Consider the following 19,462-nt stretch of genomic DNA (forward strand, 5'->3'; position numbering starts at 1 on the left):
AACGCCTAACAACATAAAATTTCTGACTATTGTAACAATTTTTTGGGATAAATGGCGAAAATTTTTTTGTGTTGTGATGACTTTGGTGATTGTTATCTTACCGTGCTTGGCACTACCACCAAGTCATGAAAAGGTGTACAATAGTAAGCCAATCGATGCGAAGACTTGGCAGATTATCAAGGAATTTATGATGGCTATTTATCAAAAAAACTACAAGGTCTATATCAATCATACCGACGCAGGCGGGATTGTCTATCATGCCAATCATCTCACCTTTTTTGAAAATTGTCGCCGTGATTGGTTGGCGTCCTTAGGCTATGATGGCTACTTTTTTGATTTATCCGAGGATGGTGATAGTACGGCGAATACGCATGGTCAAGGCGGTGCGGTGCATTTTGTGGTCAGTCAAGCTGATCTTCGCTACATCACGCCGCTTTTGGTTGATGATGAGCTGACGGTGACGGTCTCAAGCCTTATTGTGAAGCCAGCCAGTTTGATTCTTGAGCAGCATATCTATCGTCCAAACACCGATAAGCCTGCCACCACAGGCATGATCACACTTGCGTGCGTGCGTAATGATGGCAAGGCAATTCGCCCTTATCGCTTACCGCAGAAGTTTGCCGATCTGATGAAATCGCTTGTGTGATCATCGTATGAATATAAGCTTATCTACAGATACCGATCAAGCATTATTACAATTTGATGGTATCAGTATCACACATGAAGATAAAGTATTGCTAAATAATGCCACAGGGACAATCACGCGCCAATCCTTGATCGTGCTATGTGGTCAATCAGGCTCGGGCAAGTCGTTGTTATTATCAGCCTTGGCAAATCAGCTGCCGCATTTTGGGCAGGTGTCATTGTATGATCGTGGGCATATTTTATCGCAGCACACCACAGAGCCTACCCAGTGGCGCGCCAAAATCGCCCTACTGACGCAGACGCCTGTGATGATCGATGGCACAGTGCTTGATAATCTTGCTCTGCCTTTTACTTTTAAGCAGTATAAAGATCGCAACTTTGATCAGGCGTGGTGCGTCGCGCGCCTAGCTGAATTTGGCAAGCCATCAGATTTTATCCATCAAGACATCGCAAATTTATCTGGTGGCGAGCGGCAGATTGTGCACTTTTTACGCACTTTGCAATTAAATCCTGCCTTACTGCTGCTTGATGAACCGACTGCCGCGCTTGATGATGTCACCGCTCGGGTGCTGTGGCAGATGGTGCAGGCGTGGCTATCTGCCGATCCGATGCGTGCCGTACTTGCCATCAGTCATCGTAAGGATGAGCAAGTGTACGCGACACAAATTTGGCAGATGGCAGATGGCTGCTTGGCGGTGCGTACATGACTTTGACATTCATTGATGTATTGATCTCTGCAAGCTTGGTACTGGTCGCCATTATTGTGTCGTGGTGGCTGAAACTTGGGCTTGCGCGCACGCTGATTGTAGCCAGTATTCGCACAATTGTTCAGCTAAGCTTAATTGGCTTGATCTTAGCTTGGGTGTTCGCGCGCGAATCGATGGTCGAAGTGCTGACGATTTTATCGTTGATGACCATCATCGCTGCCATTTCTGCTAAGAACCGTGTTAAAAAACCTTATCAAGGTTTGTTTATCGATACGCTTATTGCGCTTGGTGTGGCGACTTTTGCGGTGACATTGGTGGCGATGCTGCTGATTTTACAGGTATCACCATGGTATGCGCCGCAGTATATCATTCCGATTTTGGGCTTGATATTAGGCAATTCACTGACGGCGATTTCGCTGACCACAGGTCGGCTGATTGAGCATCTGCATGAGCAGCAAAGCCAAATCCGCACTCTACTTGCTCTATCCGCCACGCCTTTTGAAGCGTGTCATCGGGCCATGGCGACAGCCATCAGTGCAGGGATGCTGCCGACGATTAACTCGATGATGGTTGTGGGATTAGTCAGCTTACCAGGGATGATGACAGGTCAAATTCTAGCGGGTGCAAATCCGACGCAGGCGGTGCGCTATCAGATTGTGACGATGTTTTTGATTTGTGCGGGCAGTACGATTTCTTGTACGCTGTCGGCGGTGTTTGTGATACGGCGGTTTTTTGACAAGCAAGATCGCTTGGTTATACCTAAGTAAGTTGGGTTATAAAAATAAAGCGTATGCCATCACATACGCTTTATTTTTGGCTAAATTACTGCCCTTGCAAGCGTTTGACTTCATCGATCAGTCTTTGAAGCTGTGCTTCATAGCTGCCATCATTCGGGTTTTGGGTGCGTGGTGAGTTTTGGGCTTTATCATCACTTGGTTCGCTTTGATTGCGTGCGCTCAGTGATGGGCGTTCGGCTAGGACGATGTCCAGCATCAATTCTTGACCATCGCGCTTGATGGTGGCTTTCACTGTCGTACCAGGTGATTTTTGGGCGATCAGATTGACAAGGCTTGCATCATTAGACAGCACTATATCATCGATCTGCAGCAGGACATCGCCTGATTGTAGCCCTGCTTGCGCCGCTGGACTGTCTGGGAATACGCGCGCCACAGTCAAGCCCTTTGGCGTCTCAAGTGCAGTCGGATCATCGCTTGAGCGCGCAAACTCAATGCCAATCCAGCCACGGCTGACATAGCCCTTACTGATCAAATCATTCATCACTTTTGCGACCGTCGATGTCGGAATGGCAAAGCCAATCCCCATTGAGCCACCAGAGCGAGAGTAGATGGCAGTATTGATACCGATCAAGGCACCATTGGCATCAACCAGTGCACCGCCTGAATTACCGGGGTTGATGGCGGCATCAGTTTGGATAAATTCTTCAAAGGCACTCACGCCAATCCCTGCGCGCCCTGTGGCTGAAATGATGCCTTGGGTGACGGTTTGCCCCACGCCAAACGGATTGCCGATGGCAAGTGCGACATCGCCCACTTCGATGGTTTGCTCACGAAATGCCATCGGCACAAGGTCATTTCGCTCAACTTTAATCACCGCCAAATCACTTTCGACATCACGACCCACGACACTTGCTCGTGCTTTTGAACCATCATTGAACACGATGACAATCTCATCAGCCCCTTCGATGACATGGGCATTGGTGATGATATAACCATCTTTTGAGACGATCACGCCTGAGCCTAGGCTATTACCCTGCTGCAGCTGATCGCCATAATAGCGTTCTAGATACTGCTGAAGTGCAGGATCATCGGCGAACTGGCGTCTGATATCTTGGGTGGTATAGATATTGACCACAGACTGAGCGGCGGTTTTGACCGCTGATTGATAAGAGCTGATTGGGCTGGCAGCATCAGGCAGATTGCGAGCTTCTGCAATCTTAGGCTGCCATACTGGTTGCTGCTCTACTTGGGCGGCATTTGCGGTCTCAAGGCTTGTACGAGTGCTTTGTAATTGGTCATAGACAAGCCATAGCACAGCCGCCAGCGCAATGGCAAGCAGCCACGGTAAAATCGCCCAAGCGCTAAAGCCAGATTGGGTGTGTTTTTTCATATAATAATCCTTATAAGACCTTGTAATTTTTATTGCTAAATTAAGACGGTGTGCGATGCAAGTATAGCAATATTTGCCAAACGCAATTTTACTATGCATCAGAAAATGGTAATGATTTTTTCAAAAAATTTTGCGCAATTATATCACCACTTGATGCCCAAAAGATAATGATATTGTGCCAAATAATTGCACCGATACAACAAAGTCGCTACAATAGCCAAAACTTGCTACAAATTTAGTGAATAATAAGGAAAACCCCATGACCACCCTAAGCGCACAAGAGCTGACCCAATTTTGTGATGAGTATTTACAAACTGCCAATTTCAGTGATTATTGCCCCAATGGACTGCAGATAGACGGTGATCGCAAGATTGGCAAAATCATCACAGGCGTGACGGCATGCCAAGCGCTGATTGATACGGCGATTGCACAAGACGCTCAAGCAATTTTGGTGCATCATGGTTATTTTTGGAAAGGTGAGCCTGCGCCACTGGTCGGCATGAAAGGCAAGCGTGTGCGTACTTTGATGCAGCATGGCATCTCATTGATCGCCTATCATCTGCCACTGGATGCGCATCCGATTATTGGTAATAATGCGGTGCTTGCTGATGAGCTTGATCTACAAATTGTCGGTGCATTGTATCCACATGAGAAGTACCCTGTGGGTAATATCGCTACCACTGCGCCGATTTCAGCACAAGCTTTCGCCGATAAAATCAGTAAAGTCCTAGGTCGTGCGCCATTATATATTGGCAATGATCCAAGCCGTACTTTGCACAAGATTGGGCTGTGTACAGGCGGTGCGCAGGATATGATCGAGCAGGCATATGCGATGGGTTGTGATACTTTTATCTCGGGTGAAGTCAGCGAGCGCACCACGCATTTTGCGCGCGAGATGGACATTGATTATTTTGCTGCAGGGCATCACGCCACAGAGCGCGGCGGTATCCGTAAGCTTGGCGAGCTGATCGCTGATAGACTTGGCGTGGCGGTGACATTTGTCGATGTGGATAATCCGGTGTGATCACCCTTGCGCGAATCATTTGATAAAAACTGTGCGGCGCATCTAAGTACAAAATTTAACTTGACAACACAGTGCGTGCGCGTTCTAAAATTGATTATAGCATTTTACTGTGTAATATTATTTTATAAATATAAATAATTAGGTAGAATTTGGGGTAAATTTGCTGATTACTGTCAATTTTTGATCAGATTATTGTAAAATTGTGTTGTCGTGCATTGCGATTTTTGGGATTTTTTTGCATAGTATGATGAGTTAAAAACGCTTAAAGTAAAGCAAAACTTACTTATCAGTGATCTATGAGCCAAAATTCACAACTACCCAAACGCGACAAATCCGCTTACCGCCCGACACCAAAACGGGTGGTGTTTCGTCGTGATCTGGAGACAGGTAAATGGGCATGGATCAAAAATCGCTTATTTTTCCCCATCCAAACTCACGCCCAAGCCTTGTACCGCAAGCTTGAAGGTTATCGCCAAACCCATCCACAGTACTATGTGCGCACGGCTTTTGCTGCCGTGATCGGTGCGCTGATCATCATCCCCGCCATCGGTATCATTCAGCATGACCCTGCGATCAAAGCAAAAGTAATTCGTGGGATCGATAGTTTGACCCAAAATAAAGTGCTGACATTGGCGGCGGTGACTGGTCGCAGTACAGTCTATGATGAAGATGGGCTAATGCATGGCTTTGGCTATGATGTTGCGCGGCAGTATGCCAGCCATTTGGGCGTGGAGCTGCGCGTGATTAAGTTCGATGATGCCAATGCGGTGCTGTCGGCGATGCATTCAGGTGATGTGGATTTGGTATTATTAAGCCAATCTAATATCGTTAGCGAACAATCCGCCAAGCTGCCCATCAGTCCTTTGGCGTGCAGCGACAGTGAGCGCGCGATTTTTGCAGGTGCAGGCATTGATGCGGATTTGGTTTTCGTCAGCCAAGCAGATAGTGATATCGTCAGTAATGTCACGCAGTTTCTGTGCGATGATGAATTTCAAGAAGATTTAAGTTATTTAGCTAAATTTCATGATGATACGCTGCTTGATAATGCCTATAATGCACAGCATTTTGCTGATGCGATCCAAAAACTGCCGCTGTATGAATACGGTTTTCGCTTGAGTGCCAAAGAGTTCAATCATGATTGGCAGCTGCTTGCGATGATTGGTTATCAAGAATCGCACCTAAATGCCAATGCCGTCTCGCCAACAGGCGTGCAAGGGATCATGATGCTCACCCAAGACACCGCCAAAGCAATGGGCGTAAAAAACCGTAATGATGCTGCACAAAGTATCCGCGGCGGCGCGAAATATCTAAGCCAACTACAATCGCAATTTCAAGACATTCCCGAAGTGGATCGCTTGTGGTTCGTGCTTGCGGCGTATAATATGGGTCCAAATGCTGTGCGTCAGATTCAGTCACGCCTAAGCGAATCGGGTAAAGATCCGAATCTGTGGCTGAATTTCTATGCTTATCTACATAAAAACGCCGCGAAAAACTCGCGCTATCGTCAGTGCATCACCTATGTGACCAATATCCGCACTTATTTAGAAGCGATCAAAAAACACAATGCCAATGCGTGATTGATGGTTTTCTCATTAACATCACAATTTAAATTCAAGATTAATACCCAAAAAAAATTAAGCCTGTCATCATCATGATACAGGCTTAATTTTTTGCCAAACTTATTTATTCGGCACAGTCAGTACTTGACCGATTTGTAGATTTGCCGTCGGTTCGATGTTGTTCATCTTGGCAAGTTCTTGAGCGCTGATGCCATAACGGCGCGCCAATGAGATCAAGCCATCACCTGCCTTGACGGTGTAAGTTGTGGTGTTTTTTGGCACACGCAGTCGCTGACCGACCAGTAGATTGGCATTGGTTGCAAGGTTATTGGCACTGGCAAGCTCTTGGATCGACACCCCAAAACGCGATGCCAATGCAGTCAAGCTCTCACCTGCTTTCACCGTGTAGCTATCGGTTGTGGCAGTGCTTGTATTGTTACTTGCAGCTTTTGGCGTTGGCGCAGGCGCAGTCTTAGCAGGCTGTACAGGCGCTGCCGCCCCATTTGGTAGTTTTAGCACTTGACCGATCAAGACATTATCAGTCACTGATAAACCATTTTCAGCAGCTAGGGCTTGTAGGCTGACATTATATTTGCGAGCAATGACGGTCAAGCCTTCCCCTGCAACTACTTTATGCGTGGCGGGATTATTGTTTGAAGAAGCATTGCTTGCTGTCGTTGATGGTGCTGCTGCAGGTTTGGTTGGTACAGCTTGTGGCTTGACTTTACCAGCGACAAGCCATAACTTTTGACCGATTAAAATCCCTGAATCTACAGGCAGATTATTAAAGCTTGCTAATTGACCCACTGTCAAACCATTTGCCGCTGCCACCGAAGTTAGGCTATCGCCTGCACGGACGGTGTAGCTTTCGGGTTTGTTCTCGGCTTTACTTTCTGCCTTGCTCTCGGTTTTGTTTTCAACTTTTGGTGCAGCGGCTTTAGCGGTTTGTACAGGCGCTGCCGCTCCATTTGGTAGTTTTAGCACTTGACCGATCAAGACATTATCAGTCACTGATAAACCATTTTCAGCAGCTAGGGCTTGTAGGCTGACATTATATTTGCGAGCAATGACGGTCAAGCCTTCCCCTGCAACTACTTTATGCGTGGCGGGATTATTGTTTGAAGAAGCATTGCTTGCTGTCGTTGATGGTGCTGCTGTAGGTTTGGTTGGTACAGCTTGTGGCTTGACTTTACCAGCGACAAGCCATAACTTTTGACCGATTAAAATCCCTGAATCTACAGGCAGATTATTAAAGCTTGCTAATTGACCCACTGTCAAACCATTTGCCGCTGCCACCGAAGTTAGGCTATCGCCTGCACGGACGGTGTAGCTTTCGGGTTTGGCGGCAGGTTTTGGTGTAGGTTCAGGCGCTGTTGCTGCAGGTTTTGGCGCAAGCGCAGGCTTAGGTGCAGCCGCTTGCACAGGCTCAGGTCGGCTTGGTGCAGATGGCTGGGTGTTTTGGGTTTGTACCGATGGGCTAAAGCCATCCATGTCATCATCAACAACTGATGGCGGTACATCATCATCCGCTGCAATCACCGCGCTTTGACCTAAGACAGGCTGCTCAGCTGCCACTTGTGCAGGCTGAGTGATGCTTTGGGCAGGTGGCAGTGGCGTAGGTGTAGGTGCAGGCTTGGCAGCAGGGCTGCCTGCGAATCGGATGGTTTTGGTTTCACCACGCGCATCAAGTACCGATTGACCGGTTTGGATGGCGTCTAGCTGAATGTTGCCATCGGCTGGGCTGACAGGTTGAACGGTGTTTTTGGTTTCGGTTTTGATTTGTTCAGCGATGAAGTCGCGTTCAGCTTTACTCAGTGCAGGCTCTTGGACGATGGTGTTGTTTGCCGTGACTTTGGCGATGGTGGTTGGCAAAGTATTTGCCAAGATCAGCTCTTGCTGTGATTGGGTATTTGCCTTGGTGTTGCCTGATTTTGGCACGACGAAATCAATGCTTTGTGCCGGTGCGGTTGCGACATAATCACCACCAAAGCCAAAGCCTTTTAGCGCAGATAATTTGGCATCTGTCGATGATGGCACGCTATCAGGAATGACGATGCGGTTTGGACCCATTTCATCAACCGTTTGGCTCAGTAGCGCTGGGTTTAGTAGGCGCAGTTCATCGACGGCGATACCTGTGACCGATGAGACTTCAGCCAAGCTTACGCCATAATTGACAGGTACGGTACGAAAGTGGTTGTGGTTGGCGATCGCAGGTAGGCTGACACCATAGCTGTTTGGTTCTTTGACGATTTGCGCCACTGCCAAAAAGCGCGGCACATAGTTCATGGTTTCGGTCGGCAGTTTCAATGACCAATAATCGGTGGGCAAGCCCTGCTCTTGGTTAGCTTTGATCGCACGAGAAATACGCCCCGGTCCTGCGTTATAGGCAGCCAGTGCCAGCTCCCACGAGCCGAACTGATTATACAGGCTTGTCAAAAAGTCATAAGCAGCGCGCGTAGATTCGATGACATCGCGGCGACCATCATAGCTTGAGCTTTGGTTCAGACCATAGATACGGCCTGTGCTTGGGATAAACTGCCACAGACCAGCGGCGGCGGCATTACTGGTGGCGGTCGGATCGTATGAACTTTCGATGATCGGCAATAGCGCCAATTCAGATGGAATGCCGCGGCGTTCTGCTTCGGCGACGGTGTGATGTAGATAACGCGATGCGCGTGCTGTTAGGCGATCTAGATAACTTTGGCGAGAATAGAACCATGATTTCTGCGCTTCGATGCGTGCATTGCTGCGATCAGGCATACGATAGCCACGGCGGATGCGCTCCCACAAGTTACCATAGCGCGATACTGCCAATTCATCACCTTCCACCATCGACATATCGGTGGCTTGTAGCAGATCTTCGAGCGCATCGAGCATCTGCGGATCAAGCACGCCTGTATAAGCAGTATTGTCAGTCTTGGCTGAGTTGCCCTGCACCATCTTGGTGCTGGTCGGCTGAGTTGATGAAGTTGGTGCGCTACTACACGCTGCCAAAATACAAGATGAAATGGCAATACTTAAAGGCTTAACTAAACGGCTTTTTTTGGGACTTGTTGGGCGTGTCATCACTTATCCTTTATCATCAAACTCAGCAAAAATCACGGGATGAGCGTATCATCTACAAAAAGCTCAATAATGCCTTATTTTGACAATTTTATCAACCGCTAGACAAGGATAAATGATCAATAACCGCGCGATATTAACACAAATACACGCGCGGTAAATATTGCGTAAGAATTAGGATAGTGATGTTATTTCAATGATTTTGGTATATCGCTATGCCAAACCATCAATCAACCGTCACTTGTGCAACCGATCTTAGCAACACAGTATTGCCATCAAGCTGTGAGAGTGTCGCTCGTGATGATGTTTTGATGGTGACAGGTTTGCCTGCTTGCGTCCAAGTCTCGGTGGTTATTACTTGTGCGCGGGCTTGATTACCTGTGATCACCACATCGCTGATGCTGATTTGGTAGCGATAATTAGTGGCTTTTGCCCAGCTTTTTTGTAGCATTTGCAAGTAGCCATCTTTGTTTAGACTGGTGGTTTTGTTGTTTCTTGATAAAGAAATGATGGCATCATCGGCGATCAGCTTAGAGATTTGACCAATATTTTGGCTATTGGCAGCGGTGCGCATGGTGGCCGCAAAGCTTGTCACATCGCGTTCGCTCATCGCATAAGCAGGGGTACTGATTAAGCTTTGTGCGCCAAGTGCAGTGATGAATACGCCAAGACCCAAGCCCTTGCCAAGATTTTTGCCTGATAATTTACTTAAGCTGCCAATTGCCGCAGTCAATAAGCTGGCATTCACAGTTTGTTTTAAAAATTGACGGGTACTTTGTTTCATAAAAAGCCCTTGTTAATCGGTGGATGATGGGCAAAATTTTTCGCCCTATCGGCTTAATACCACAATAGCAAGCCAAACTTAAGCAACGATGGCTAATTGTAACATTTTGTTGCAAATTTGGGAAGTCTGTGTGCAAAAATTTATTGACCACAAATTCTCTGCCTACAGAACAGCAAAAAAGGGACATTGCTGCCCCTTTTATTTAAGATGATTTATCTTCGCTGATTTCTTGTTCGCTGTCGTCTTGTTCAAGCTTTGCGCCCAAGCGTGCCATACGGCGATCCATCAGCTGATGCGCCAAGGCTTGCATATCATCGACGCGGTCAAATTCATCGACAATCTCAAGTCCAAGCAGCGTCTCTAGCACATCTTCAAGACTCACTAAGCCTTTGACTTCACCAAATTCACCGACCGCCAGTGCAATATGCACGCGCTCTTTAAGCATCAAGTCCAATAGATCGAACAATTTCATCTTGGCAAACACAAAGTTAATATCGCGTTTAAACTGCTTAATCGGTGTGTGAATGCCTTGATTTGCCTTGGCGATGAGTAAGTCAGACTTCAGCACAAAGCCTGTGGCATTGTCCAAATCTTCATCATAAATCGGAAAGCGCGAGAATGGTAGCTTTGGGTGTAAAGCAAGCACTTCACCGACAGTCATGTTCTCATCAAAAGCCATCACCACCGAGCGCGGGCTAACGATGTCTTCGACATTGATCACGCCTAGCGCCAATGAGTTTTTGATGATACGAGTCTCAAGCGCGCTCATCTGACCTGAGCTTTCGCCTTGGGTGGCAAGTGCCAAAAATTCATGACGATTAAAGCCGCTTTCTTGATGACCCTTGGTCAAAAAACGCGAGATTTTCTCAGTGATCCAAATGATCGGCATTAGTAGCCAGTTGATCGCACGCACATAATAAGCAACAGGCGTGGCAAATCGACGCCAATAAGTCGTGCCAAGCGTCTTTGGAATGATCTCAGTACCGATCAAAATCACCAAAGTCAGTACACCACTGAATACCCCGAACCACACATCACCAAAGACGATGACCGCTTGTGCGCCTGCGCCCAATGAACCCAGCGTGTGCGCTACGGTATTAAGCGTCAAAATCGCTGAGATTGACTTTTCGATATTGTCAATTTTTACTTCTTTTAAGAGCGCGGCGATTTTTGGGCGATCTTCTTGTAGCGTATCGATGTATGACGGTGTCATCGTCAAAAGCACCGCTTCTGATACCGAACACACAAAAGAGACAATGAGCGATAAAGAAATGAAAAAAATCAATAAAATCAAATTGATCGGCGTACCACCAAGCTCAAAGCTTGCGTGTGCTGCCATCGGCATGATGGCGATCAGCACGCAACAAATTACGGCAAAATATGATGAGTGTAAAGGTCGCTGTCGGGGCATAAAAATTATATGATAACCAAAATTATCGCTCATATTAAGTGAAAATGCGCATAACTGCAAGCATAGTTTTGTGAATATCTGTCAAGCTGCGCTGAAAATACTGCCACTTCTAGGTAAATTGTGCTATTATAGCGGTTATTTTTCATTCGTATTTGTCGGCTTTGGGCGATTGATGGTGCGATCGCGGTGCATTTGCGCCAAGTTTATTGCCATTGATACTGATCATTGACGATCATTTTAAGTTTTCATACATTTTTAATACGCATTGTAGGAGTTTTTATGCTAGATTTATTCATCACAGCGGCACACGCCAGCGCAGGCGCACCAGCAGGTCAGCAATCACTATTGATGAACCTGTTAATCCCTGTAGCATTTTTTGCGATTTTTTATTTCTTGATCATCCGCCCACAGTCTAAGCGCAACAAGCAACACAAAGCGATGGTTGATGGCTTGGCAGCAGGTAACGAAGTGGTATTTGCTGGCGGTTTGATTGGTAAAATCAAAAAAGTCGAAGGCGATTATGCTGTCATCAGCCTAGGCACCACCGAAGTGAAGATCCAAAAAGCTAGCGTCTTGATGGTTCTGCCTGCTGGTACTGTTGATAATATCTGATCCATCGTAATGCCCAAACTGTAAGCTTAATCTTGGATTTGTCTTGCAGTTTTGGGTTGTTTTTATTTTTGCAGTGACATCATTTGTGTAATATTATTCAGATTATTACAATAAATAAAATATAAACACTGCACAATCATTAAGAAATCCCTATGCACTACCCTGCTTGGAAATACATACTCATCGCAGTGGTGCTTGCTTTTTGTAGCATTTTTGCACTACCGAATTTATACCCTGATGAGCCAGCCGTACAGATCACCGGTGCGACTGCAGGCACTGAGCTGACTGATGCTGTCTTGACGCAAGCCCAAAGCGCGCTTAGTAATGCCGGTCTTGAGCATCATGGCGGCAGTTTTGAGAATAACAGCGCATTGGTTCGCCTAAAAACCCCAGAAGATCAGCTAAAAGCACAAGAAGTGTTGCGCCGTGATCTGGGCGAGAACTATGTCGTCGCACTTAACCTTGCGCAGACCACGCCAGAATGGCTAAAAAACCTTGGCGCAAAGCCGATGAAACTGGGTCTGGACTTGCGTGGCGGTGTACGCTTCGTGCTTGAAGTAGATATGGCAAAAGCCCTAGAGCAGCGCCTAGCGACCGCAAGCCAAGAAGCGCGCCGTACTTTGCGTTCCAATCAAATCCCTGTTGCCAGTTTGCGCACCACTGCCAATGGTATGGTGCTGACTTTCACCAGTAATGAAGAACGCAGTCGCGCCCAAAGTGTCTTACAAAACACCATGGGGCTTGACTTTGCCCTGCGTCCTTATATGGATGCCCAAGGTGCTGCGCTGGAGCTAACTTATACCGAAGCGAAGCTGAACGAGATCAATGAATACGCGGTTAGCCAAAACTTGACCACGCTAAGAAATCGTATCAATGAGCTTGGCGTCGCTGAAGCCTTGGTACAAACTCAAGGCGCGAACCGTATCGTCGTTGAGCTACCCGGTGTCCAAGATACCGCAGAAGCAAAGCGTGTCTTGGGTCGTACCGCAAACCTAGAGTTTCGCATGGTCAGCGATCAAGCGGCGACTTATAGCGGCGTGGGTATTCCACCTGCAGGTACAGAAATATTCCCATTTGGTGAGCTAAACGGTCCGCCTGTGCTGCTTGAGCGCCAAGCCATCATCACCGGTGAGCGCGTACAAGGTGCACAGCCGGGCCTTGACCAAAATGGTATGCCGCAAGTTGCCATCACGCTAGATACTGCTGGCGGCCGCTTGATGCAAAACGCCACGCGTACCGCGATCGGCAAGCCAATGGCAGTGCTGTTCATCGAACATAAGCAAAAAGTCAGCTATGAAACTGACCCTGCGACAGGCGAACAAAAAGAAATCCGCACCCCTTATACCGAAAGCCGCGTGATCAACCAAGCGACCATTCAAGCGGTATTGGGTTCGCAGTTTGTCATCACAGGTCTAAACAGTGATGCTGAAGCGGGTGAGCTTGCCCTACTGCTACGCTCTGGTGCGTTGGCTGCGCCGATGTATTTTGTTGAAGAGCGCACCATCGGTCCGTCATTGGGTCAAGAAAACATCGATAAAGGTCTGCTATCAACGCAGATCGGCTATCTGCTGGTATTCTTGTGGATGGTGATTTTCTATCGTTTCTTTGGTGTGGTTGCCAATATTGCGCTGGCATTCAATGTGATTATGATGGTCGCGATCATGTCGCTACTGGGTTCGTCATTGACGCTACCAGGTATTGCGGGTATTGTTTTGACCATCGGTATGGCGGTCGATGCTAATGTGTTGATTTTTGAGCGTATTCGTGAAGAGCTTGCCAATGGTGTGCGTGCCAAAAACGCCATCGCTGCAGGTTTTGATCGCGCCTTTAGCTCGATTGTCGATGCCAACATCACCACGCTATTGATCGCCTTTATCTTGTTCGCCATCGGTACAGGTCCGATTAAGGGCTTTGCGGTGACATTGGCAATTGGTAACATCACATCGCTATTTACCGCCATCGTGGTGACGCGTGCGATCATCCATCTGTGGTATGGCTATCGTAAGAATGTGACTAAACTGAGCATTGGTTAGGAGTTGACAGATGAGTAATGAAAATAACCCAATCGACCCTACCACGCCATCAGCTGACGGTAGCTCTGTGCGCCGTCGCCGTGGTCCGCGTCGTGATGGCAAAGGCTCAAATGCACTTGCCAACCAACAAGCCCTAGCCGATCAAGCGATCATCAGCGAACAGACTGACGATGCTGCCGAAAAAGCAGGCGGTATCAAGCTGATCGCCAATCAGCGCATCATTCCGTTTTTGAAAATCGAAAAACCGATGATGTTGATCTCCTTGCTGCTTGTCGTGGCAAGTATCATCGCCATCGTGGTTAAGGGTCTAAACTTCGGTCTGGACTTCACAGGCGGTGTCTCAGCTGATGTGCGCTATGAACATTCGGTTGAGCAGGTGCAAGTTGTCGATGCCTTGGCAAAAAATAGCTTTAATGATGCGGTTGTGCAGTATTTGGGCACGAACCAAGAGCTATTGATCCGCCTACCACCCCAAGAAGGCAGCCCTGACGGCTTGACCGCAGTACTGGATAAGGCATTGGATTTACCAAATAACCTTGCCACCGTTGATAATATCAACATCATCGGTAGCCAAGTCGGTAATGAAATTTATCTAAATTCATTATTGGCACTTGCGATGGCATTGGGCATGATGCTTGTGTATATCTCAATCCGCTTTCAATTCAAGCTTGCCATGGGTGCGATGCTGTCTCTGTTCCATGACGCGGTCGTCGTCGTCGGTATTTTTGCGATTTTCGGCTTACCGTTTGACTTGACTGTCTTGGCTGCGGTACTTGCTCTGATCGGTTATTCGGTGAACGATACCATCGTCGTCTATGACCGTATCCGTGAGAATTTCCGCCGTGTGCGTGGCTTATCGCCGCGTGAAGTAGTCGATTTGTCATTGACCGAAACTTTGCGCCGTACGATCATGACCAGTGGTACTGTACTTGTCGTGGTCATTGCCATGCTATTCCTTGGTGGTGATGGCTTATACTGGTTCTCGTTCGCGCTATTGATTGGCTTGATCGCTGGTACTTATTCATCGATCTATATCGCAAGCTCAATCCCACTGATGATGGGTCTATCACGCGAAGATTTCGTGGTGAAAGTCAAGCCGGAATTTGCCGAAGAAGAAGTGATTTTTGCTGATCCAGAATTACAAAACAGTAAAGACTGATCGGCAGATTATCCGCAATACGCTCAAGGTTTTTGGGCGTATTTTTTTGTACCAAACTTGTGATGATGGCTCAAATCGGCTATGATGGTTTTTTTTAAAAAACCAATTGACAGAGTACATCATCATGACCACACAAAACAGTCCAAATGCCAAGCATCACCTATCAAATATCGTCGTCTATTGCGGATCAAACTTCGGCAATGATCCAAGCTTTTATGCAGCGGCGGTCGCAACGGGCAAGGCAATTGCCGAACGCGGTGCGCGCCTAATTTATGGTGGTGGTAATGTCGGCTTGATGGGCGTGGTCGCTGATAGTGTGCTTGAACACGACGGTGAAGTCATTGGTATTATCCCTAAGTTTTTAAAAGATAAAGAAGTGGCGCACACGAAGCTGACTGAGCTTGTGATCACTGACTGCATGGCAGAGCGCAAGCTTGCGATGATTCATCGTGGCGATGCGTTTATCGCCCTACCTGGTGGCATCGGCACTTATGAAGAGCTGTTCGAAGTGCTATCATTATTACAGCTGAAGCAGCACGCGCATCCGATCGGTGTGCTCAATATCAATGGTTTTTTTGACCCACTACTTGCCATGCTTAAAGCCACCGCTAAAGCAGGCTTTATGCCGATGGCAAATGTCTCACTGCTGTGCGTGGCGGATGATATTGATGCATTGCTGGCACAGATGCAGCAGTTTGAGTTCGTTGATAGCCAAAAATGGGTCAAGCCTGCTTGGATGACAGATGATAAAATCGTGCCAAGTTTTATTGATAAAATCGACTGATCTACCATCAAATACGCGCACAAGGATGATTTTACGGTGAATTTTGTGAAATTTTTGACAATTTGTACCAAAATATTACAAAAAACACTTGCAATAAAATAAAACGAATGTACACTATAGATATCTGATTTTTTGCGCCAATCATCTTATGCATTAATAAGTGTTTTTACGATTGGGCGCTCATAAATTGTAGCGATTGCTAACTTTTAAACATTTTTAGAGAAGGTGATGTGATGGACATCAAAAAAATTCGTGAATTAGTGGATTTGATGGAAGAAAAAGACCTATTAACCCTAGAATACGGTCATGATGATAATTACATCAGCCTAACGCGTAATACTGCGGTGCAGACGGTTGCTGTACCACAAGTTGCCGCCGCTCCTGCTACTGCCCCGAGCGCTCCTGTTGCCAAGACTCCTGCAGGTAAAGTAGAAACTTCACCGATGGTTGGTGTGTTCTATTCTGCACCAAGCCCAAATGATCCACCATTTGTCAAAGTCGGTCAAAAAGTCGAAGCTGGTGACACCTTGGGCATCATCGAAGCGATGAAAATCATGAATCCACTAGAAGCCACCCAAAGCGGCATCATCGAAGAGATTTTGGTTAGCAATGCTGAAGTGGTCGAATTTGGTCAGCCTGTCATCCGCTACAAAGCCTAACAGGATATCACCATGATTAAAAAACTGCTCATTGCCAACCGTGGCGAGATTGCGCTGCGCATCGTGCGTGCCTGTAAGCAGCTTGGCATTGCGACGGTGGGCGTGTACTCGACCGCTGATAAAGATCTGATGCATTTGCGCTTTGTTGATGAAGCGGTCTGCATCGGTAACGCACCATCGACCCAAAGCTATCTGGATATGAATGCCCTACTGGCTGCAGCTGAAGTCACAGGCGCTGATGCCATCCACCCTGGTTATGGCTTTTTGTCAGAGAATGCAGAATTCGCTGAAAAAGTCGAAGAAGCGGGTTTGACATTCGTTGGTCCACACCCTGAGCACATTCGCTTGATGGGTAATAAGGTCTCAGCGATCAATGCCATGAAAGATGCTGGCGTACCGACCGTACCAGGCTCGGTGGGTGCGGTGACTTTGGGCAATGCCGAAGAGCAAGCACGCAAGATCGGTTTTCCGCTGATCGTCAAGGCTGCTGCTGGAGGCGGTGGTCGTGGTATGCGCGTGGTGGAACGCTTTGAAGAGCTGATCAATCAAGTCCAAGCCGCCAAAACCGAAGCCCAAAGCGCCTTTGGTGATGACACTGTGTATATGGAGCGTTTTTTGAAAAATCCGCGCCATGTCGAAGTGCAAGTCTTGGGCGATGGTAATGGCAATGCGCTGCACCTGTTTGATCGTGACTGCTCGCTACAGCGCCGCCATCAAAAAGTGCTGGAAGAAGCCCCTGCCCCAGATATTCCTGATGATGTGCGCACACCGATTCTAGAAGCGTGCGTGCGTGCGTGCGAACAGATCGGCTATCGCGGTGCAGGTACTTTTGAATTCTTGTACGAAGATGGTCAATTTTTCTTCATTGAGATGAATACGCGCGTGCAGGTCGAGCACCCTGTGACCGAGATGATCACAGGTATTGATATTGTCGTTGAGCAGCTGAAAATCGCTGCAGGCTATGGCTTATCTTATCATCAAGATGAGATCGCCATCCGCGGTCATGCCATCGAATGCCGTATCAATGCCGAAGATCCAAAGACCTTTATGCCATCACCAGGTAAAATCGGTCAGCTATTCACGCCGAGTGGTTCAGGTATTCGTTTTGATTCGCACTTGTATCAAGGCTACACGATTCCAAGCTACTATGACTCATTGATCGGTAAGCTGATCTGTCATGCACAGACGCGTCGCCAAGCGATCGCCAAGACCTTGCATGCATTGGATGAATTGGTTGTCGAAGGCATTAAGACCAATATTCCACTGCACCGCGATGTGATTTTAAAAGATGAAGCGTTTTGTGAAGAAGCGCAAAACATTCATTATCTGGAAAATCATATGCTCAATGCCGACAAGCCCAAAAAGCCTGCCAAAGATCCCTTGGCATAATCGCATATAAATCATCAACAGTCAGTGTCGATCACTGGCTGTTTTTCATATCTTTTATATAATAAAAAAGCTGTGATGTTGAACCGCACCCCAAAAGTTAGACAACCTTTGGGGTGTTTTTATGACCAAATACACAATTGACTTTAAACTTGAAGTCATTGATCATTATTTAACAGGACATAGTTACCACAACACAGCCAACTCTTTTGGTATTAAACGCTCTATTGTCCAAAACTGGGTGAGACTCTACCAAACTCATGGTGTTGATGGTATTCGTATCAGAAAGAGCAAAGCTAGTTATTCACCAGAATTCAAACACACTGCAGTATTACAACTACTTGCTGGTAAATCCATACGCACTTTGGCGATTGAATTAAATATCAGCAACCCAAGTGTGCTGTTTCAATGGTTAAAAGCCTATCAAACTCATGGTATCATGGGACTATATCCCAAACCCAAAGGTAGAAAATCTGTGCCTAAAACCAGCAAAGCAAAGCAAACATCCAAACCTGATGAACAAAAGACCCAAGCTGAATTGATTGCTGAATTACAACACTTACGCATGGAGAATGACATCTTAAAAAAGTTAGAAGCCTTGGAGCGTCAGCAAAGAAAAAGCAAATCATCATCAATAAAATCACAGTGATTGATGAGCTAAGGCAGATTTATCCATTAAAACAATTACTGACTTATCTTGGTGTTGCCAAAGCAACCTTTTATTATCACTTAAAGCAATTCAAGCAAAAGGATAAACATCAAGACATCAAAGATGCAATCAAAAAGATATATCACACCCATCAAGGCAGATATGGCTATCGCAGAATCACCCTTGCCTTAAAACAGTTAGGCTTTGTCATCAATCATAAAAAAGTGTGGCGACTGATGAACCAAATGGGACTGAAAGCACGGATTCGCTCTAAACGCAGATTTAGTGCTTATCAGGGTAAGGTGGGTAAAATCGCTGATAATGTACTCAAGCGTGATTTTAAAGCAGATCGACCCAACCAAAAATGGGCGACTGATGTCACTGAGTTTAAAGTGTTGGATAAACAAGGTAATGTCAAAAAGCTTTACTTGTCTCCCATCATGGATTTGTTTAATGGAGAAATTGTTAGCTATCAGATGCACAGTAGCCCAAATTATGGCTTGGTTGCCAAGATGCTTGATCAGGCACTAAAGCGACTGCAAGCAGATGATAATGCTGGCAACGATAGCAGCAAACCACAATTGATTCTGCATTCAGATCAAGGCTGGCACTACCAAATGCAAAATTATCAACAAACCTTAAAAGACAACAACATCATTCAAAGTATGTCAAGAAAGGGCAATTGCTTGGATAATGCGGTGATAGAAAGCTTCTTTGGCACATTAAAAGAAGAAATCTTCTTTCATGACAAACATCAAAGAAGATTTACCTCCATTGATGAGCTTAAACAAGCGATTGATGAGTACATCCATTACTACAATCATGATAGAATAAAGATTAAGGGGCTGTACTAGATTAGC

17 protein-coding genes are annotated in these 19,462 nt (G+C 46.6%); 13 read left to right on the forward strand and 4 right to left on the reverse strand.

Annotated features, from left to right (window positions below):
* The first annotated feature begins 190 nt into the window (after positions 1-190).
* From NKU06_RS10570 to fetB, 3 genes are read left to right on the forward strand one after another with little or no spacing between them, the layout of a single operon-like run.
* Positions 191-646, forward strand: coding sequence for a thioesterase family protein (locus NKU06_RS10570; protein ID WP_254769558.1), 456 nt, complete (start codon positions 191-193; stop codon positions 644-646).
* 7 nt (positions 647-653) lie between these two features.
* Positions 654-1,352: an ATP-binding cassette domain-containing protein gene (locus NKU06_RS10575; RefSeq protein ID WP_253223626.1), complete on the forward strand. Its 699-nt coding sequence runs from the start codon at positions 654-656 to the stop codon at positions 1,350-1,352.
* Positions 1,313-2,119 (forward strand): iron export ABC transporter permease subunit FetB, encoded by an 807-nt coding sequence (fetB, locus tag NKU06_RS10580; protein ID WP_254730886.1) that lies wholly within the window; start codon positions 1,313-1,315, stop codon positions 2,117-2,119. The genes NKU06_RS10575 and fetB overlap by 40 nt, the downstream gene beginning before the upstream one ends.
* Positions 2,120-2,174: 55 nt before the next feature.
* On the opposite strand, the gene NKU06_RS10585 is transcribed toward fetB, so the two are convergent.
* Entirely contained in the window at positions 2,175-3,479 is a 1,305-nt protein-coding gene (locus NKU06_RS10585; RefSeq protein ID WP_254730888.1) for a S1C family serine protease, read from the reverse strand.
* 259 nt (positions 3,480-3,738) lie between these two features.
* On the opposite strand from NKU06_RS10585, the gene NKU06_RS10590 reads away from it, so the two are divergent.
* On the forward strand, positions 3,739-4,503 hold the full coding sequence (locus tag NKU06_RS10590) for a Nif3-like dinuclear metal center hexameric protein (RefSeq protein ID WP_254730890.1): 765 nt from the start codon (positions 3,739-3,741) through the stop codon (positions 4,501-4,503).
* 296 nt (positions 4,504-4,799) lie between these two features.
* A complete protein-coding gene (locus NKU06_RS10595; protein WP_254730893.1) occupies positions 4,800-6,080 on the forward strand; it encodes a transglycosylase SLT domain-containing protein in 1,281 nt (426 codons plus the stop codon).
* A gap of 102 nt (positions 6,081-6,182) precedes the next feature.
* Here the strand turns inward: NKU06_RS10595 and NKU06_RS10600 are convergent, their stop codons facing one another.
* From NKU06_RS10600 to NKU06_RS10610, 3 genes are all read right to left on the reverse strand, one after another.
* Entirely contained in the window at positions 6,183-9,128 is a 2,946-nt protein-coding gene (locus tag NKU06_RS10600; protein WP_254730895.1) for a LysM peptidoglycan-binding domain-containing protein, read from the reverse strand.
* 223 nt (positions 9,129-9,351) lie between these two features.
* Complete coding sequence (locus NKU06_RS10605) at positions 9,352-9,909, reverse strand: nuclear transport factor 2 family protein (protein ID WP_254730898.1); 558 nt, start codon at positions 9,907-9,909, stop codon at positions 9,352-9,354.
* Between the two features lie 202 nt (positions 9,910-10,111).
* Positions 10,112-11,122, reverse strand: coding sequence for a CNNM domain-containing protein (locus NKU06_RS10610; protein ID WP_371923555.1), 1,011 nt, complete (start codon positions 11,120-11,122; stop codon positions 10,112-10,114).
* Between the two features lie 477 nt (positions 11,123-11,599).
* Between NKU06_RS10610 and yajC the strand changes: the two genes are divergently transcribed.
* The 8 genes from yajC to NKU06_RS10650 all read left to right on the forward strand — a co-directional run bounded on the left by yajC (position 11,600) and on the right by NKU06_RS10650 (position 19,456).
* Positions 11,600-11,932, forward strand: coding sequence for a preprotein translocase subunit YajC (gene yajC, locus NKU06_RS10615; protein WP_253223633.1), 333 nt, complete (start codon positions 11,600-11,602; stop codon positions 11,930-11,932).
* A gap of 152 nt (positions 11,933-12,084) precedes the next feature.
* The gene (gene secD, locus NKU06_RS10620; protein ID WP_254730901.1) at positions 12,085-13,965 is read left to right on the forward strand and encodes a protein translocase subunit SecD; all 1,881 of its coding nucleotides are present in this window, start codon (positions 12,085-12,087) and stop codon (positions 13,963-13,965) included.
* 10 nt (positions 13,966-13,975) lie between these two features.
* On the forward strand, positions 13,976-15,124 hold the full coding sequence (gene secF / locus NKU06_RS10625; RefSeq protein WP_254730904.1) for a protein translocase subunit SecF: 1,149 nt from the start codon (positions 13,976-13,978) through the stop codon (positions 15,122-15,124).
* A gap of 124 nt (positions 15,125-15,248) precedes the next feature.
* Positions 15,249-15,908, forward strand: coding sequence for a TIGR00730 family Rossman fold protein (locus NKU06_RS10630; protein WP_254730908.1), 660 nt, complete (start codon positions 15,249-15,251; stop codon positions 15,906-15,908).
* A gap of 233 nt (positions 15,909-16,141) precedes the next feature.
* Positions 16,142-16,567, forward strand: coding sequence for an acetyl-CoA carboxylase biotin carboxyl carrier protein (accB, locus tag NKU06_RS10635; protein WP_253223637.1), 426 nt, complete (start codon positions 16,142-16,144; stop codon positions 16,565-16,567).
* A gap of 12 nt (positions 16,568-16,579) precedes the next feature.
* A complete protein-coding gene (accC, locus tag NKU06_RS10640; protein ID WP_254730911.1) occupies positions 16,580-17,956 on the forward strand; it encodes an acetyl-CoA carboxylase biotin carboxylase subunit in 1,377 nt (458 codons plus the stop codon).
* A 121-nt stretch (positions 17,957-18,077) separates the two neighbouring features.
* Entirely contained in the window at positions 18,078-18,602 is a 525-nt protein-coding gene (locus NKU06_RS10645) for a helix-turn-helix domain-containing protein (RefSeq protein WP_254729633.1), read from the forward strand.
* Positions 18,593-19,456 carry an IS3 family transposase gene (locus NKU06_RS10650; protein ID WP_254732067.1) on the forward strand — a complete coding sequence of 288 codons (864 nt, stop codon included), beginning with the start codon at positions 18,593-18,595 and terminating at the stop codon, positions 19,454-19,456. The genes NKU06_RS10645 and NKU06_RS10650 overlap by 10 nt, the downstream gene beginning before the upstream one ends.
* Positions 19,457-19,462: the final 6 nt, after the last annotated feature.

The organism is Moraxella sp. FZLJ2109, from assembly GCF_024296965.1.
In the GTDB taxonomy this organism is placed as follows: domain Bacteria; phylum Pseudomonadota; class Gammaproteobacteria; order Pseudomonadales; family Moraxellaceae; genus Moraxella.

Coding starts and splice junctions, on each gene's coding strand:
- NKU06_RS10570 (WP_254769558.1), top strand. CDS start 191: ATGGCTATTTATCAAAAAAACTACAAGGTCTATATCAATCATACCGAC.
- NKU06_RS10575 (WP_253223626.1), top strand. CDS start 654: ATGAATATAAGCTTATCTACAGATACCGATCAAGCATTATTACAATTT.
- NKU06_RS10585 (WP_254730888.1), bottom strand. CDS start 3,479: ATGAAAAAACACACCCAATCTGGCTTTAGCGCTTGGGCGATTTTACCG.
- NKU06_RS10590 (WP_254730890.1), top strand. CDS start 3,739: ATGACCACCCTAAGCGCACAAGAGCTGACCCAATTTTGTGATGAGTAT.
- NKU06_RS10595 (WP_254730893.1), top strand. CDS start 4,800: ATGAGCCAAAATTCACAACTACCCAAACGCGACAAATCCGCTTACCGC.
- NKU06_RS10600 (WP_254730895.1), bottom strand. CDS start 9,128: ATGACACGCCCAACAAGTCCCAAAAAAAGCCGTTTAGTTAAGCCTTTA.
- NKU06_RS10605 (WP_254730898.1), bottom strand. CDS start 9,909: ATGAAACAAAGTACCCGTCAATTTTTAAAACAAACTGTGAATGCCAGC.
- NKU06_RS10610 (WP_371923555.1), bottom strand. CDS start 11,122: ATGACACCGTCATACATCGATACGCTACAAGAAGATCGCCCAAAAATC.
- yajC (WP_253223633.1), top strand. CDS start 11,600: ATGCTAGATTTATTCATCACAGCGGCACACGCCAGCGCAGGCGCACCA.
- secD (WP_254730901.1), top strand. CDS start 12,085: ATGCACTACCCTGCTTGGAAATACATACTCATCGCAGTGGTGCTTGCT.
- secF (WP_254730904.1), top strand. CDS start 13,976: ATGAGTAATGAAAATAACCCAATCGACCCTACCACGCCATCAGCTGAC.
- NKU06_RS10630 (WP_254730908.1), top strand. CDS start 15,249: ATGACCACACAAAACAGTCCAAATGCCAAGCATCACCTATCAAATATC.
- accB (WP_253223637.1), top strand. CDS start 16,142: ATGGACATCAAAAAAATTCGTGAATTAGTGGATTTGATGGAAGAAAAA.
- accC (WP_254730911.1), top strand. CDS start 16,580: ATGATTAAAAAACTGCTCATTGCCAACCGTGGCGAGATTGCGCTGCGC.
- NKU06_RS10645 (WP_254729633.1), top strand. CDS start 18,078: ATGACCAAATACACAATTGACTTTAAACTTGAAGTCATTGATCATTAT.